This is a genomic window from Micromonospora sp. C51, from assembly GCF_018070435.1.
Lineage (GTDB): Bacteria > Actinomycetota > Actinomycetes > Mycobacteriales > Micromonosporaceae > Micromonospora > Micromonospora sediminimaris.
Genome location: NZ_JAGPXQ010000008.1, coordinates 35,334 through 51,900 on the forward strand (window position 1 = coordinate 35,334; position 16,567 = coordinate 51,900).

Here is a 16,567-nt window from a genome sequence, read left to right on the forward strand (position 1 = left end):
GAAAGTGATTGTTCTGAGCGTCGGCCCGGACCGCCTCTGCGGCCTCCGGACCCGCCGTCGGCTACGAAGGGATCACCGTGAGCCATACCGTGGAGTCCCCCGGCTCGGCCACCGTCCCGGCGTCGGTGCCACCGAGCCCGTTGCGCACCGCGTCGTGGAGCCGCATCCGGGAACTGTTCGCCCTGGACCCGACGACCGTGCATCTCAACACCGGAACCGTCGGGGCCATGCCGTACGAGGTCCTCGATACCGTCGACCGGGTCACCCGACAGTGGACCGGCGGGCTTCTGGACGTCTACCGGCCGGCCATGTTCACCGAGTACCGGGCCTTCATCGGCAAGACGTTCGGCGTGGACGAGGACGAGATCGTCATCTGCCACAACGCGACCGAGGGCGTCGCCCGGGTCATCCACGGGCTGGACCTGCACGCGGGTGACGAGGTGGTGACCACCACCCACGAGTGCTACTCGGTGTTGTCCAACTTCAACCTGCTGCGCAACCGGCACGGCGTCGTGATGCGCACCGTCACCCCGCCGTCGGGCCACGACGTACGGGCCGAGGAGATCGTCGACCTGGTCGAGTCGGCGATCACCCCGCGTACCAAGGTGCTGTCGTTCGCGGCGATCACCCTCTTCACCGGCACCATGTTCCCCGTCCGGCAGTTGTGCGAGCTGGCTCACCGGTACGGCCTGACCACCGTCATCGACGGCGCTCTGATCCCCGGCATGCTCGACGTGAACCTGCGCGACTACGGTGCCGACTTCATCACCTGCTCCGGCTCGAAGTTCCAGTGCGGACCCCTCGGCACCGGCCTGATCTACGTCCGCAACAAGGTCGTCCCCGAGTCCAACCCGCTGCCGTTGCCCACCTTCTGGCCGCTCATCTCGACCTGGTACCCGATGATGGGCAGCCCGCCGCCGCGTACCACAAACGAGGTGGCCAGCTACAACATGGGCGACTACCTGCAAAGCGCCGGCAGCGCCAACCTGGCGCGCGGCGCCGCGCTGACCCGCGCCTTCGAGCTGTGGGACGACATCGGGCGGGACCGCATCGAGCGGTACGTCATGGAGCTCGCCGAGTACGCGCGCGGCCGACTGATCGAGGCTTTCGGCGAGGAGGCCATGTACTCCCCCGGCGTCGACCCCCGGCTGCGCTCACCGCTGATCGCGTTCAACCCGTTCCGCCGCCCCGAGGACGCCTGGAACATCAAGAAGTTCATCACCTTCGTCAAACGACTGGAGACCGAGCACCGGATCTGGACCCGCTGGACCGAGTTCGACGTCCCCGGATCGCCGCACCAGCACTACGCGGCACGCATCACCACGCATCTGTTCAACACGCGTGAGGAGATCGACCACAGCGTCCGGACGATGGTCCGCCTTGCCGAGGAGATGTCCTGAGGTGACCCAGGCACGCAGCACCACGATCAGCACACCCGGCACCCGCCAGCGGAACATCCTGCGGATGCTCGGTGCCACCGCCGTCCACCAGGCCGACCCGGCCGTCGCCTGGTCCCCGACCGAGCGCCAACTGCTGCGCCTGACCACGCGGCAACTGGTCAGCTACCGAGGGGCGGCTGACCCGACCGACTGGCGGGCCCTCGGCCCGGTCGGTGACCTGGCCGTCGACGTGCCGTCCACCTACAACGCCGGGCTCGGCGCCAGTCACCGCTCGTACGTGGCACACCTACGCCCGGACGTGTGGTGGAACACCCCGCAGCCGAGGCGGATCACCGCTCACGACGTCGTACGCGGATTCAAGCGACTCGCCAACCCCGCGACCCGCCATCCCGCGCTGCCCTACTTCCGCAGCACGATACGGGGCATGGACCGGTACTGCGAGGAGTACGCCGCCGCCGTCGCCGGCCAGCCGGTCACCGCGGCACTGCTGGCCACCTTCGCCAACGCGCACGATCTGCCCGGCGTGTTCGCCCTCGACGACGAGACGGTCGTCATCGAACTGCTCCGCCCGGCGTTGGACTTTCCCGACATGCTCGCCCTGTCCTGCGCCTCCCCGGCCCCCGCCGAGTACGACGCGTACCTGCCGGGCAGCCCGGAACTGCACGCCAACCTCGTCGCCAGCGGTCCGTACCGGATCGTCGCATGGCAGCCCGGGGACACCATCCGGTTGGAACCGAACCCCACCTGGCGTCCGGAGAGCGACCCGGTGCGGCACCAGCGTTTCGACGCCGTGGAGTTCCGGGTGTCCGGCGACGGTCCGCGCCAGCTGGCCGACCAGATCTCCGCCGACGTGGCCGACCTGCCGTGGGGGGTGCCCGTCGGCGAGGTGAGCGGGTACCGGGCCGACCCGTTCCTGGTGTTCAACCTGCGCGACCCGGCCAACCCGGCGGTGGCCACGGCAGCCGTGCGGCGGGTCATCGCCGACGCGATCGACCGATCCGCGCTGGCCCGGATCGCCCGCGCCGACGACCCGTGGTCGGCGATCCGCGAGGCGTACACCGTGGTGCCGCCGGGCAACGACGGACACCTGCCGCCGGACCCACCGGCCGACCCACCGGCGCGCGGCACCCCCCGCGAGCGGCTCACCGCCGCCGGCCATCCGGACGGACTCGTCCTGACCGCGGTGTGCCCCGACCGGACCGAGGAACTGGCCCTGGCGCGCGCCTGGGCCGCCGACCTGGCTACGGCCGGCATCGAGGTACGGCTGGTGGCGTTGGACGAGGCGACGCACCGGGCGCTGCTCACCGGCGCGGCAGGCGCACCGGAGCAAAGCTGGGACGTCAGCACCACGTCGTGGACGGCACCGTGGGGGTACGGCAACGCGCGGGTGTTCCTCCAGCCGCTGGTGGATGGCGCACGGCCCAGCGGCCACCGCGACGAGGAGATCGACCGGATGGTCGAGGAGGCGGTCGACGCCGCCGATCCCCGGGAGGCGGTGGCGTGCTGGCAGCAGGTGCAGCGACGGCTGCTGGCCGACGCGGCGGTCGTACCCCTGCTGTTCCGACGCCCCACCGGCGCGGCGCCGCGCGGGCCGCGAGTGCGTCGCGCCGATGCCCTGCCCTCGCTCGGTGGCCTGGCCGACCTCGGCGACGTCCGCCTGCGGACCGAACGGTGAGCACCGCCGAGGAGGTCGTCGCCGACTACCTCACCCTCGGGCTGCGGATGGGTCGGCTGGTCGACGGCTACGTCGACTGCTGGTTCGGCGACCCGGCGCTGGCCGCCCGGGTCGCCGCCGAGCCGGTCCACGACCCGGCGACGCTGGCCCGGCAGGCCGGTGAGCTGCTGGCCCGACTACCCGAGGCCGACCTGCACACCGACCGTCGGCGGTTCCTCACCGCCCAGGTGCGGGCGGTGCACTGCGCCGCCCGACGGGCCGCCGGCGAGCCGATCGGCTTCCTCGACGAGGTGCGAACCTACTTCGGCGTCGAGATCGGGCTCGGCGACCCGGAGCGGTACGCGGCGGTGCACGACGCGATCGGCGCGCTGCTGCCCGGCTGCGGCACGTTGATGGAGCGGGTGGAGGAGTTCTACGCCCGCAACGTGGTGCCGCCGGATCGGCTGGGTCCGGCGGTACGGGCCGTCACCGACGCGCTGCGCGAGCGTGCCCGGCCGCTGCTGGGGCTGCCCACCACCGAGCAGCTGGAGATCGAAGTGGTCCGCGACCGGCCGTGGAACGCCTTCAACCGCTACCACGGCGGGTTCCGCTCCACGGTGACCCTGAACGAGACGGCGGGCCGCACGATCGCGGTGCTGCCGTTGATGGCGACGCACGAGGCGTACCCCGGTCACCACGCCGAGCACTGTCTGAAGGAAGCCGGCCTGGTCCAGCAGCGGGGCTGGGATGAGCACCGGATCGCCCTGGTCAACACGCCACAGTGTCTGATGGCCGAGGGAACCGCCGAGCACGGTGCGACCGCCCTGCTCGGCCCCGGTTGGGGCCGGTGGACCAGCGAACTGCTGACCGACCAGGGCGTCACCGTCGAAGGTGAGCTGGTCGAACAGCTGGTCGCACTGGTCAACCAGCTCATGCCGGCCCGCCAGGACGCGGCGATCCTGCTGCACGACCGGGGCGTACCGCCCGACGAGGTCGTGGCCTACCTGCACCGGTGGCTGCTGCTGCCCCGGGACCGGGCCGAGCAGATCGTCACCTTCCTGGTCGATCCGTTGTGGCGGGCGTACTCCACCACCTACGTCGAGGGTGCCCGGCTGGTCGGCTCGTGGTTGGCCGCCCGGCCGACCGAGGTGCCGCTGATCGAGCGGTATCGCACCCTGTTGACCGAGCAGGCGCTGCCCGGTCAACTGCACGACGACATCATCGCGGAGACGGCCGGTCCGGTCCCCATGGCCAGCTGATCCGGCCGGCGTCAGCGGTGCCGGGACAGATACGCCTCGATCGCGTCGGCGGCGCGTACCGCGCCGCCGGCCTGCCGCACCTGCTCCCGCATCGCCGCCACCCGCTGCGCCAGCGCAGGGTCGCCGGCCACCCGCTCGACCGCGGCGAGCAGCTCCTGCCCGTCGGCCTTCTCCCCGGGCAGGAGCACACCGAGACCGAGCTGGTCGACCCGGCGGGCCATCGGCTGCACATCGAAGGATTGCGGTACGACAACCAGTGGGCGCCCCCAGTGCAGCGCCTCCATCAGGGTGCCCATGCCACCGTGCGTGACGCAGACGCTCGCCCGCTCCAGCACCTCCACATGCGGCACCCACGGGTGCGCCTCCACATTCGGCGGCAACTCGCCGAGCTGCGCCGGATCGACCTGGTCGCCGAGGGTCATCACCACGTGCCAGGGCTTATCGGCGAACGCACGGGCACAGTCGCGGAAGAACTCCGGCCGGTCGTTGAAGGTGGTGCCCAGCGACACCAGCACGACCGGTCGGTCGTCGGCGGGCGGTGTCCACCGCCCGAGAAAACGTCGTTGCCCGAAACAGGGCCCCACGAACTCGAACCGCTCGTCGAAGCTCTCCCCGGCGATCTGGAACGCCTTCGGCACGAACACCAGGTTGAACTGCTCGACGTGCTGCCAGCACGCGACCACCGACCGGGTCAGACCGTGCTCGGCGAGCAACGCCGCCAGGGTGTCCCGGAACGCCGGGAGGTCCAGCGGGTCGATCGTGCCGGCCAACTCGATCATGTCCTGGGAGAAGGAGTAGTGCTCGTTGGAGGCGAAGGCGGCGCTGAGCCGGCCGGCCGGCCGATCCCAGCGGGCGGCCAGCAGCTGACCGGCGATGAACGGGAAGTCGTCGTAGAGGACCAGGTCCGGGACGTCGTCATCGAGCGCGGCAGCGGTGGCCCGCAGCACCGACACGTTCTCCCGCAGATACATCAGGTGCGGTCGGACACCGAGGTCGTCGGCACCGAAGACCTCGGCGGCGTCAGCGTCGATGATCTCCGAGGCGTACGGCACCACGGTCGCGCCGGCCGCCGCGACCGGCGCGGCGAACCCGCCCGCGGTGACGTAGCTGACCCGGTGTCCACGCCGGACCAGCTCGGTGACCACCGCCAGGGTGGGCAGGACCAGACCGTGGCTGGCCACGTTGACGAAGAGCAGATGGGCCACCGGTCGACTCCGTCCGTGGTCGCGTCCCGCACCGGTGGGGCACGGGTTCAGGTCAGGACATCCAGGCGTCCGGTGCCGGGCCACCGCGCCCGAGCGGCGGGAACAGCTCGTCCAACCGGGCCAGTTCGTCGGCCGCCAGCGGCTGGTCCAACGCGCGCAGGGCACCGTCGAGGTGCTCCGGCGTACGGGGGCCGACCACGGCGGCGGTCACTCCCGGCCGGTGCAGCACCCACGCCATGCCGACCTCGGCCGGGTCCCGTCCGAGGTCGGCGCAGAAACGCTCGTACGTCTCCAGCGCCGCGCGGTGCCGGGCCAGCCCCTCAGCGGCCCTGCCCTGGGCGGATTTCACCGCCGTGCCCTCCGCTCGCTTGCGCAGCACACCGCTGAGCAGGCCACCGTGCAGCGGCGACCAGACCAGCACGCCGATGCCCTCGGCGGCGGCGGCCGGTAGCACCTCCAACTCGACGTACCGGCTGACCAGGTTGTAGACGCACTGCTCGCTGGCGAGACCGAGCAGCCGGTGTCGGCGGGCGGCCTCCTGCGCGCTGACCAGATCCCAGCCGGCGAAGTTGGAGGAACCCACGTAGCGGACCTTGCCCTGGCGCACCAGTTGCTCCATGGCCTGCCAGATCTCGTCCCAGCCGACCTCCCGGTCGACCTGGTGCATCTGGTAAAGGTCGATGGTGTCGGTCTGCAACCGACGCAGCGACGCCTCGCAGGCGGCGACGACATGCCGGGCGGACAGGCCCCGGTCGTTGGGGCTGTCACTCATCGGATTGCCCACCTTGGTGGCCAGCACCACCGAGTCGCGGCGGGACGGGTCCTTGGCCAGCCAGCGGCCGATCATCTCCTCGGTCCAGCCACGGTGTACACGCCATCCGTAGATGTCCGCGGTGTCGACCAGGTTGACCCCGCGGTTCCACGCGTGGTCCAGCAGCCGGTGGGCATCGGACTCGTCGACCCGCCCGCCGAAGTTGACGGTCCCGATCGCGACCCGGCTCACCCGCAGGCCGGTCCGGCCGAGCCGGACATGCAGCGACGCCACCCGTACCTCCCTGTGGCGGGCCGGATCCACCATCCGGCGACCGCCCTTACACGATATAGATTTATGAAGCATGTGACGTGGGGTGATACGAGGTCCGCAATCACGAAGAACGGTTAGCGCCCCTGGACGCCCTTCCGCCCTTGACCACCCCCATTAATCACTTGAGAATCATGTGGCACCTATCGAGGGGGGCCGCGATGATCCCGTTGTCCAAGGTCGCCATGTCACCGGACGCCGGCCGACGCGTCTCCGCCGTGCTGCACAGCGGACGTCTGGAGCACGGGCCGACCGTGGCCGAGTACGAGGCGGCGGTCGGCGAACGCATCGGCAACCCCCGCGTCGTGTCGGTCAACTGCGGCACCGCCGGACTGCACCTGGCCCTCAGCCTCGCCGCCCGCCCCGGGCCCGAACAGGCCGCTCAGGCCGAGCCGGGTGAGGTGCTGAGCACCCCGCTGACCTTCGAGGGCACGAATTGGCCAGCCCTCGCCAACGGGCTGCGGGTGCGCTGGGTCGATGTCGACCCGGCGACGCTCAACGTCGACCTGGACGATCTGGCGGCCAAGATCTCACCGGCCACCCGGGCCATCGTGGTCGTGCACTGGCTCGGATACCCGGTCGACCTCAACCGGCTCTCCGCCATAGTGGATCAGGCCGCGGCCCGGTACGGTCGCCGGCCACTGATCATCGAGGACTGCGCTCAGGCGTGGGGCGCCACCTACCGGGGCACCCCGCTCGGCACGCACGGCAACGTCTGCGTTTTCAGCACCGGGGCGATCAAGACCCTCACCACCGGCAGTGGCGGGCTGGTCGTGCTGCCCGACGACGATCTGCACGAGCGGCTGCGGCTCCGCCGGTGGCTGGGCATCGAGCGAGCCTCGGACCGGATCACCGGCGACTACGACGTGGCCGAGTGGGGTTACCGCTTCGTCCTCAACGAGATCGGTGGCGCGATCGGCCTGTCCAACCTGGAACACGTCGACGAACTGCTGCGCCGGCACCGGGAGAACGCCGCCTACTACGACAAGGAGTTGACCGGTCTCGACGGTGTCGAACACACCGAGCGCGCCGACGACCGGGAGCCCTCGTTCTGGGTGTACCCCCTGAAGGTGCGCGACCGTTCCGCCTTCATGCGCCGGCTGCACGAGGCCGGCATCGCCAGCAGTGTCATCTCCCGCCGCAACGACGCGCACAGCTGCATGGCGTCGTCGCGAGCCCACCTGTCCGGCCTGGACTCGGTGGCCGACCGGGTGGTCTACATCCCGGTGGGCTGGTGGCTCACCGCGGAGGACCGCTCCCACGTCGTCGAAACGATCAGATCCGGCTGGTGAACCACGCCAGCCGTCACCTCGACCCGAAGGGCACCGACATGCGCGTCCTGTTCGTCTCCTCCCCCGGTATCGGTCACCTCTTCCCCCTGGTCCAGCTCGCCTGGAGTTTCCGCACCGCCGGCCACGACGTGGTCATCGCGCTGGCCGAACACACCCAGAAGGCCGCCGCGGCCGGCCTGGAGGTCGTGGACGTGGCCCCGGACTACAGCGCGGTCAAGGTCTTCGAGCAGGTGGCCAAGGACAACCCGCGGTTCGCCGAGACGGTCGCCACCCGCCCCGCCATCGACCTGGAGGAGTGGGGGGTGCAGATCGCCGCCGTCAACCGGCCGCTGGTGGACCGCACCATCGCCCTCGCCGACGACTTCAAACCGGACCTGGTCGTCTACGAGCAGGGCGCGACCGTCGGGCTGCTCGCCGCCGCGCGCGCCGGAGTACCCGCCATCCAGCGTAACCAGAGCGCCTGGCGCACCCGGGGCATGCACGCCTCGATCGCCGCCTTCCTGACCGACCTGATGGAGAAGCACCAGGTCGCCCTGCCCAAGCCGAGCGTGACGATCGAGTCGTTCCCGCCGAGCCTGCTGCTGGAGGCAGAGCCGGAGGGCTGGTTCATGCGCTGGGTGCCGTACGGCGGTGGGGCGGTCCTCGGCGACCGGCTGCCGGCGTCACCGCCCCGCCCGGAGGTGGCCATCACGATGGGCACCATCGAACTCCAGGCGTTCGGCATCGGCGCGGTGGCGCCCATCATCGCCGCCGCCGCCGAGGTGGACGCAGACTTCGTGCTGGCGCTCGGCGACCTCGACATCACCCCGTTGGGCGAGCTGCCGCCGAACATGCGCGCGGTCGGCTGGACCCCGCTGCACACCCTGCTGCGGACCTGCACCGCCGTGGTGCACCACGGCGGTGGCGGTACGGTGATGACCGCGATCGACGCGGGTCTGCCGCAGTTGCTCGCACCCGACCCCCGCGACCAGTTCCAGCACACCGCCCGGGAGGCGGTCAGCCGACGCGGCATCGGCCTGGTGAGCACCGCCGACAAGGTCGACGCCGACCTGCTGCGGCGGCTGATCGAGGACGAGTCGATGCGCACGGCGGCGCGGGAGGTACGCGAGGAGATGCGCGCGCTGCCCACGCCGGCGGAGACGGTACGACGCCTCGTGGAGCACATCGCCAACTGAGCCGGCTCACGCCGCCCGCCGGCCCGTCCGGCGGACGGCGTGACCAGCCACCGGAGGGAGAACCTCGTGTTGGCCGATGCCGTGACCGCGTTCGATCCGACCGCCGTCGACGTCCGGCGCGACCCGTACCCGTCGTACCACTGGCTGCTCCGCCACGATCCGGTGCACCGGGGCGCCCACCAGGTCTGGTACGTCTCGCGTTTCGCCGACGTCCGCGCGGTGCTCGGCGACGAACGGTTCGCCCGTACGGGCATCCGTCGATTCTGGACCGACCTGGTCGGGCCCGGTCTGCTCAGCCGGATCGTCGGCGACATCATCCTGTTTCAGGACGAGCCGGACCACGGCCGTCTGCGTGGGGTGGTCGGCCCGGCCTTCTCGCCGGCGGCGTTGCGCCGCCTGGAACCGATGATCGAGGCCACCGTCGACGACCTGCTGCGCCCGGCGAGGGCCGTCGGCGCGATGGATGTCGTGGCCGATCTGGCCTACCCGCTGGCACTGCGTGCGGTGCTCGGGCTGCTCGGCCTGCCGGCCGGCGACGCCGACGCGGTCGGCCGCTGGTCGCGGGCGGTGGGCCGAACGCTGGACCGGGGCGCCACCGCCGAGGACATGCGGCGGGGGCACGCGGCCATCGCCGAGTTCGCCGACTACGTGGAGCGGGCGCTGGCCGAGCGGCGCGACGACGGTGCGGACCTGCTGGCCCTGATGCTCGGCGCGCACCGGAGCCGGCGGATGAGCCGCAACGAGATCGTCAGCACCGTGGTCACCTTCATCTTCACCGGCCACGAGACAGTGGCCAGCCAGCTCGGCAACGGCCTGCTCAGCCTGCTTGACCATCCGGAGCAGTTGGAGCTGGTGCGCCGACGATCGGACCTGGTACCACAGGCGGTCGAGGAATGTCTGCGCTTCGACCCGGCGGTGCAGTCGAACACCCGGCAGTTGACGGCCGACGTCGAGCTGCACGGCCGGCGGCTGCGCCGCGACGACGTCGTGGTGGTCCTCGCCGGCGCGGCCAACCGGGACCCCGGGCGGTACGACCGACCCGACGAGTTCGACGTCCGCCGCGATCCCGTCCCGTCGATGTCCTTCGGAGCGGGCATGCGCTACTGCCTCGGGTCGTACCTGGCCCGGCTTCAGCTGCGTACCGCCCTCGGCGCCATGACCGCGCTACCCGACCTGCGCCTGGCTGTCAGCCCGAACGAACTGGTCTACCAGCCTCGAACGATGTTCCGCGGTCTGACGAGGCTGCCGGTCGCGTTCACGCCGGCCGGTTGAGCCCCGCCGGCGGTCCGACGTACGCGAGCAGGAGGAGCAGGTGCCATGAGACAACCCGTTGCCGAGTACGACGTCATCGTCGTCGGTGGCGGCCCCGCGGGGGCGTGCACCGCCGGTCTCCTCGCGCTGGAGGGGCACCGGATCCTGTTACTGGAGCGCGAGAAGTTCCCCCGGTACCACGTCGGCGAGTCGCTGATCACCGGCATCGTCCCGACGCTCACCGCGTTGGGACTGCTCGACCGCATGGCCGAGCTGCGGTTCCAGGTCAAGTACGGCGGCAGTCTGCTGTGGGGCGAGAACCAGACGGAGCCCTGGTCGTTCCGCTTCCGGGAGGTCCGGGGTGGCCGCTACGAGTACGCCTGGCAGGTCCGGCGCGCCGAGTTCGACGCGATGCTGCTGGACCGGGCGCGGGAGCTGGGCGTGCACGTCGTCGAGGGGGCGACCGTGCGGGACGCGCTCACCGACGGCGACCGGGTCACCGGCGTGCGCTATCAGTTCAAGGGCGAGTCGGAATCCGTGTCGGCACGGGCGACGATGGTGGTCGACGCCGCGGGCCAGCATCGCTGGTTGGGTCGCCGGTTCGGGCTGGTCGACTGGTACGACGACCTGCGCAACGTGGCCGTGTGGAGCTACTGGCAGGGCGGCCTGCGCTACCCGGGTGAGCACGAGGGGGACCTGCTGACCGAGAGCTGCCGGCAGGGCTGGCTCTGGTACGCGCCGCTGAGCCCGGAGCTGACCAGCATCGGCTACGTCACGACCAGCGATCGGCTGGTGGCCTCCGGGTTGTCGCCAGAGCAGCTGCTGGAAAAACAGATCGCGGAATCGTCCGAGGTTTCCTGGCTCACCTCGGGCGCGAAGCGGGTGGACGTCTATCGCGCCGCGCGCGACTGGTCGTACACCTGCCAGCAGTTCTCCGGCCCGGGTTGGGTCCTGGTCGGCGACGCGGCCGCGTTCATCGACCCACTGCTCTCCTCCGGGGTGACCCTGGCCATGCGCGGAGCGAACAGCGTGGCGAAGGCGGTCCACGAGACGCTTACCGCGCCGGACAAGGAACGGCACGTCATGAAGGACTACGAGGACCGGTACCGGGACTTCCTCGGCCAACTGCTGGAGCTGGTCCGGTTCTTCTACGACGGCGCGCACGGCAAGGAGGAACTGCACCTGCGGGCTCAGGCCATCGTGGATCCCGACCGAAGCCTGCCGCCCAAGCTCTCGTTCGTGTCGCTGCTCTCCGGGCTGGTCCGCGGGGACGAGAGCCTTACCCCCGGCGCAATCGACGAGCATTGACCCCAACATCAGACACTATATATTGTTAAAGTAAAGATCTTAAGATCATTCGCCCCGAGGAGTGAACTCGATGCGCACCGCCGGAACGTACATTCGTGGGATCGGGGCCTACCTTCCTGAGACCGTGACCGTCGAACACGCCGTCGCCCAGGGCTGGTATCCCGAGGAGGACATCGAGACCCACGAGCTCGGTGGCGCCGCCGTCGCCGGGGACCTGCCCGCGCCGGAGATGGCCCTCCGCGCCGCCCAGGATGCCCTGAAAACCAGCGAGCTGAATCGCGGCGACATCGACCTGCTGCTCTACGCCGCCGCCTGGCACCAGGGTCCCGAAGGCTGGATCGCCCACGCGTACCTTCAGCACTACCTGCTCGGCGGCGTGCCCCGGGCGAGCGAGATCCGGCAGGGCTGCAACGGCATGTTCACCATGCTGGAGCTGGCCGCGAGCTACCTCAAGGCCGAGCCGGAACGCACGGCCGCGATGCTGGTCGCCGCCGACAACTACGGGACCCCGCTGTTGGACCGCTGGCGGACCAACCTCGGGTTCATCCTCGGCGACGCCGCCTCGGCGGTGGTGCTGAGCACCGAGAGCGGCTTCGCCGAGCTGCTGTCGGTCTGCTCGATCACCGTGCCGGAGGCCGAGGAGGTCCACCGCGGCGGCGAGCCGATGTTCCCGCCCGGCGCGACCCTCGGCAAGGATCTCGACTTCGGTGCGCGCCTCTTCTACCACATCACCGAGCAGACGCCCGTGCTCGCCGTGCTGGGCGAGGCACAGGAGACCATGACGACCGTGGCCGAGCAGGCGCTCGCCGAAGCCGGCATCGACACCACCGAGCTGACCCGGGTCGCCTTCATGAACTACTCCCGCGAGGTGGTGGAGCAGCGCTGCATGGCGCCACTCGGCCTCGGCATGGAGAAGTCCACCTTCGACTTCGGCCGCATGATCGGCCATTGCGGCGCCAGCGACCACCTGCTCGCCCTGCACCACCTGCTGCGTACCGGTGAGCTGACGGCCGGTGACCACATGCTCTGGCTCGCGATGGGCCCCGGCGTCGAGTTCACCGCAGCCGTGCTGCGCATCCTGCACACCCCCGACGGCCTCTGACCGGCCCGGAAGCCGCCACCGACCCACGGAGGTACGACGATGACCCGGGATGACCCAGCCGGCCGCCCCTTCCAGGTGGCCGTCATCGGTGTCGGCTGCCGGCTGCCCGGCGACGTCGACAGCCCCGACGCCCTCTGGGAACTACTGCTCAAGGGCGGACAGACCAGCGCGGAGATCCCCACCCAGCGGTGGCGGGCGTACCGTGAGCGCGGCCCGGAGTACGAGGCGGTCCTGCGGGAGACGGTCACCGCCGGCAGCTATCTCGACGACATCGCCGGTTTCGACGCCGAGTTCTTCGGCCTGACTCCACGCGAGGCCGCCGAGATGGACCCGCAGCAGCGGATCCTGCTGGAGGTCGGCTGGGAAGCGTTGGAACACGCCGGCCTGCCACCGACCGGGCTGGCCGGCAGCGACACCGGCGTCTTCGTCGGAGTCAGTACCACCGACTACGGCGACCGGCTGCTGGAGGACCTGCCCACCGTCGAGGCATGGACCGGCATCGGCGCGGCCACCTGCGCGCTGGCCAACCGCATCTCGTACGCCCTGGACCTGCGCGGACCGAGTGTCGCCGTCGACACCGCCTGTTCGGCGTCACTGGTCGCGGTCCACCTGGCCTGCCAGAGCCTGCTGCTCGGTGAGAGCAGCGTCGCCCTGGCCGGCGGTGTCAACCTGGTGCTCGCGCCCGGGCAGAACGTGTCGCTGGACGCCGCCGGCACGCTCGCGCCGGACGGGGTCAGCAAGTCCTTCGACCGCGACGCCGACGGCTACGGCCGAGGTGAGGGCTGCGGTGTCCTGGTGCTCAAGCGACTCGACGACGCGATCCGGGACGGCGACCGGGTGCTGGCCGTGATCATCGGTAGCGCGGTCAACCAGGACGGACGCACCGACGGCATCATGGCACCCTCCGGAGCGGCACAGCAGCACGTCGTCCGCCGCGCCTGCGCCCGTGCCGGCGTCACGCCGGACACTGTCGACTACGTGGAGGCACACGGCACCGGCACCCGGCTGGGCGACCCGGTCGAGGCCGGCGCGCTCTCCGCGGTCTACGGCACCGGCCGACCGCCGGAACGGCCCTGCCTGATCGGGTCCATCAAGTCGAACATCGGCCACCTGGAAGGCGCGGCCGGCGTCGCCGGACTGATGAAGGCGATCCTCGCGCTGCATCGGGACCGGATTCCCGGCACCCCGCTGCGCGGCCGGTCGATCCCCGCCGTCGACGGCGACGGCACCGGGTTGCGACTGGTCACCAGCCCGCTGCCGTGGCCCCGTCGGGACGGGCCCCGCCGGGCCGCCGTCTCCGGCTTCGGATACGGCGGCACCATCGCCCACGTGATCCTGGAACAAGCCCCGCCGCTACCGTCCACCGACACCGCGGACGACGACGCACGCCAGCCCATGGTGCCACTGTCCGCCCGTTCCGCCGCCGCCCTCCGCGCGCAGGCCGGCCGACTCGCCGACCGGCTCGCCGCCGACGACCGGACGAACCTGGCCGACCTCCGACACACCCTGGCACACCGACGCGCCCACCTGAGCCACCGTGCCGTGGTCACCGGCGCCGACCACTTCGGACTGGCCGCCGCGCTGCGCCAACTCGCCGACGATCAGGCGGACGCCGGCACCGTGTCCGGGGTCGCACCGGGCGGTCGCTCCGTACGCCCGGTGTGGGTGTTCTCCGGGCACGGGTCGCACTGGGCCGGAATGGGCCGCGACCTGCTCGGTCACGAGCCGGCGTTCGCCGCCGCGATCGACGAGATCGAACCGGTGGTCGCCGAGGAGGCGGGCTTCTCGCTCCGCGCCGCCCTCGGCGCCGCGGAACTTGGCGGCGTCGACCGGATCCAGATCCTGACCTTCGCCATGCATCTCGGTCTCGCCGCCGTGTGGCGGGCGTACGGGGTGCGTCCGGCGGCGGTCATCGGCCACTCCGTCGGTGAGGTGGCCGCCGCCGTCACCGCCGGCGTACTGAGCCCGGTGGACGGTGCCCGACTGATCTGCCGCCGCTCCGCCCTGCTGCGCCGCGCCGCCGGGCGCGGCGCGATGGCCATGGTGACCCTGCCCTTCGCCGACGTCGCCGAGCGGCTGGCCGGCCGCGCCAACCTGGTCGCGGCCATCGCCTCCGCCCCCGCCGCCACGGTGGTCTCCGGCGACATCGCCGCCGTGGACGAGATCATCGAGCAGTGGCCGGCCGAACGGATCGCCGTTCGCCGGGTGCAGTCCGATGTGGCCTTCCACAGCCCGCACATGGACCCGCTCGTCGACGAGTTGCGCGCCGCGGTGCACGACCTGGACCGGGCACCGGCCGTGGTGCCGATGTACTCGACCGTGCTCGACGACCCGCGCGCCACACCCAGCTGCGACGGTGACTACTGGGCGGCCAATCTGCGGCGCCCGGTACGCCTGGTCCACGCGGTCGAGGCCGCCCTGGCCGACGGACATCGTGCTTTCCTTGAGATCTCCGCGCACCCGGTGGTCGCCCATTCGCTGCGGGAGGCAGCCGACCACGCTGACATCGCCGACGTGTACATCGGGACGACCTTGCGGCGGCACGCCCCCGGCCACCGCACCATGGTGGCGGCAGTCGCCGGAGCGTACTGCCACGGGGTCGAGCTCGACTGGACGCGCCACCACCCGCAGGGCCGGCTCGTCGAGCTGCCCCACTACGCCTGGCAGCACCGCCAGCACTGGCGTGAGCCCGAGCCGCCGGGCGCCGCGGGCGGGCACGACATCGGGTCGCACACGCTGCTCGGCACGCCGACCAGTGTGGCCGGCAGCGAGCTGCGCCTCTGGCACACCGTGCTCACCGACGCCACCCGCCCGTACCCGGGCAGCCACCAGGTGCAGGGCGCGGAACTCGTGCCGGCGGCGGTGCTCGTCGCCACGTTCCTCGCCGCCGCTGCCCGTGACGGTGCTCCGGTGGCGTTGCGGGAGCTGTCGATGCGGGTCCCGCTCGCCACCCATCTGCGTCAGGAGATCCAGGTGGTCGACGACGAGGGCCAGCTGCGGCTCGCCTCCCGACCGGCCAACGGCGAGTCGGCACCGTGGCTTACCCACGCCACCGCGGTGGCCGTGCCGGCGAACGACCCGCTCGCCGGCACGGTGGCCACACCGCCGGCCGGTGGTGTGGTCGCCGACGTCGGTCTGGTCGCCGCCCACCTGACCGCCGTGGGGGTGCCGGCCACCGCTTTCCCCTGGACGGTGGACCGTCTGATCACCGCCGAAGGCGGCCTGCGGGCGCGGGTCCGCTTCCCGGAGTCGGCCGGCGGCTGGGCGGCGATCGTCGACGCGGCCGTTTCCATCGCACCTGTCGTCTTCCCCGGCCCGCCCCGACTGCGCCTGGTCGACGGCGCCGAGTGGGTCGAGATGGCCGGCGCGCCGCCGACGGTCGCGGTGATCGACGTGATCCGCGACGCATCCCGGGAGGACACCGCCTCGGTCCTGGTCAGCGCGCCCGACGGCACGATCGTCGCGCAGTTCGCCGGCTTGCGGTACCCGGTGGTGCCGGATGCTCCGGACGGGCCGGCCGACCAGCCCGGAGCGGCCGGCGGGTCGCTGGCTGGAATGGACCCGGACGAACTGCGCGAACGCCTGATCGACGAGGTGCGCGCCGCGATCGCCGCGGAGATGAAGCTCCCCGCTGAGTCACTGGACCCGCGTCTGCCCCTCGTGCAGCAGGGCTTGGACTCGGTGATGACCGTCATCGTGCGGCGGCGGCTGGAGAAGACGTACCGCCAGGTGCTGCCGGCCTCGCTGTTCTGGCAACAACCGACCGTCGTGGCGATCGCGGCCGAACTGACCGAGTTGATCGCCGCCCCGCCGCAGCCGGCCGGAGCGGCCGCCCGCTGA

10 protein-coding genes and 1 pseudogene are annotated in these 16,567 nt (G+C 71.5%); 9 read left to right on the plus strand and 2 right to left on the minus strand.

Translation table 11 applies throughout. The features are described from left to right. Window positions 1–71: 71 nt before the first annotated feature. Genes KBX50_RS11795 through KBX50_RS11805 form a run of 3 tightly spaced genes read left to right on the plus strand, consistent with a single transcriptional unit; the run spans window position 72 to window position 4,313 of the window. Complete coding sequence (locus KBX50_RS11795) at window positions 72–1,400, plus strand: aminotransferase class V-fold PLP-dependent enzyme (protein WP_210937205.1); 1,329 nt, start codon at window positions 72–74, stop codon at window positions 1,398–1,400. A gap of 1 nt (window position 1,401) precedes the next feature. Further along, complete coding sequence (locus tag KBX50_RS11800) at window positions 1,402–3,075, plus strand: ABC transporter substrate-binding protein (RefSeq protein ID WP_210937072.1); 1,674 nt, start codon at window positions 1,402–1,404, stop codon at window positions 3,073–3,075. Further along, complete coding sequence (locus KBX50_RS11805) at window positions 3,072–4,313, plus strand: DUF885 domain-containing protein (RefSeq protein WP_210937073.1); 1,242 nt, start codon at window positions 3,072–3,074, stop codon at window positions 4,311–4,313. Before KBX50_RS11800 ends, KBX50_RS11805 begins: the two co-directional genes overlap by 4 nt. Before the next feature lie 11 nt (window positions 4,314–4,324). Here KBX50_RS11805 and KBX50_RS11810 read toward each other — a convergent pair whose 3' ends face one another. Both KBX50_RS11810 and KBX50_RS11815 read right to left on the minus strand, forming a co-directional pair. Next, window positions 4,325–5,518 carry a macrolide family glycosyltransferase gene (locus KBX50_RS11810; RefSeq protein ID WP_210937074.1) on the minus strand — a complete coding sequence of 398 codons (1,194 nt, stop codon included), beginning with the start codon at window positions 5,516–5,518 and terminating at the stop codon, window positions 4,325–4,327. 52 nt (window positions 5,519–5,570) lie between these two features. Continuing rightward, on the minus strand, window positions 5,571–6,596 hold the full coding sequence (locus KBX50_RS11815; protein WP_210937075.1) for an aldo/keto reductase: 1,026 nt from the start codon (window positions 6,594–6,596) through the stop codon (window positions 5,571–5,573). Between the two features lie 164 nt (window positions 6,597–6,760). Between KBX50_RS11815 and KBX50_RS11820 the strand changes: the two genes are divergently transcribed. The 6 genes and pseudogenes from KBX50_RS11820 to KBX50_RS11845 all read left to right on the plus strand — a co-directional run bounded on the left by KBX50_RS11820 (window position 6,761) and on the right by KBX50_RS11845 (window position 16,567). Continuing rightward, window positions 6,761–7,891 (plus strand): DegT/DnrJ/EryC1/StrS aminotransferase family protein, encoded by a 1,131-nt coding sequence (locus tag KBX50_RS11820; RefSeq protein ID WP_210937076.1) that lies wholly within the window; start codon window positions 6,761–6,763, stop codon window positions 7,889–7,891. Window positions 7,892–7,929: 38 nt separating this feature from the next. Continuing rightward, a complete protein-coding gene (locus tag KBX50_RS11825) occupies window positions 7,930–9,066 on the plus strand; it encodes a nucleotide disphospho-sugar-binding domain-containing protein (protein ID WP_210937206.1) in 1,137 nt (378 codons plus the stop codon). Continuing rightward, window positions 9,056–10,338, plus strand: a pseudogene (locus KBX50_RS11830) (cytochrome P450); the annotation flags it as partial. The gene KBX50_RS11825 and the pseudogene KBX50_RS11830, both read left to right, overlap by 11 nt. Before the next feature lie 45 nt (window positions 10,339–10,383). Further along, window positions 10,384–11,625 carry an NAD(P)/FAD-dependent oxidoreductase gene (locus tag KBX50_RS11835; RefSeq protein ID WP_210937078.1) on the plus strand — a complete coding sequence of 414 codons (1,242 nt, stop codon included), beginning with the start codon at window positions 10,384–10,386 and terminating at the stop codon, window positions 11,623–11,625. Between the two features lie 70 nt (window positions 11,626–11,695). Continuing rightward, window positions 11,696–12,727, plus strand: coding sequence for a ketoacyl-ACP synthase III family protein (locus tag KBX50_RS11840; RefSeq protein ID WP_210937079.1), 1,032 nt, complete (start codon window positions 11,696–11,698; stop codon window positions 12,725–12,727). A 39-nt stretch (window positions 12,728–12,766) separates the two neighbouring features. After that, window positions 12,767–16,567 (plus strand): type I polyketide synthase, encoded by a 3,801-nt coding sequence (locus KBX50_RS11845; protein ID WP_210937080.1) that lies wholly within the window; start codon window positions 12,767–12,769, stop codon window positions 16,565–16,567.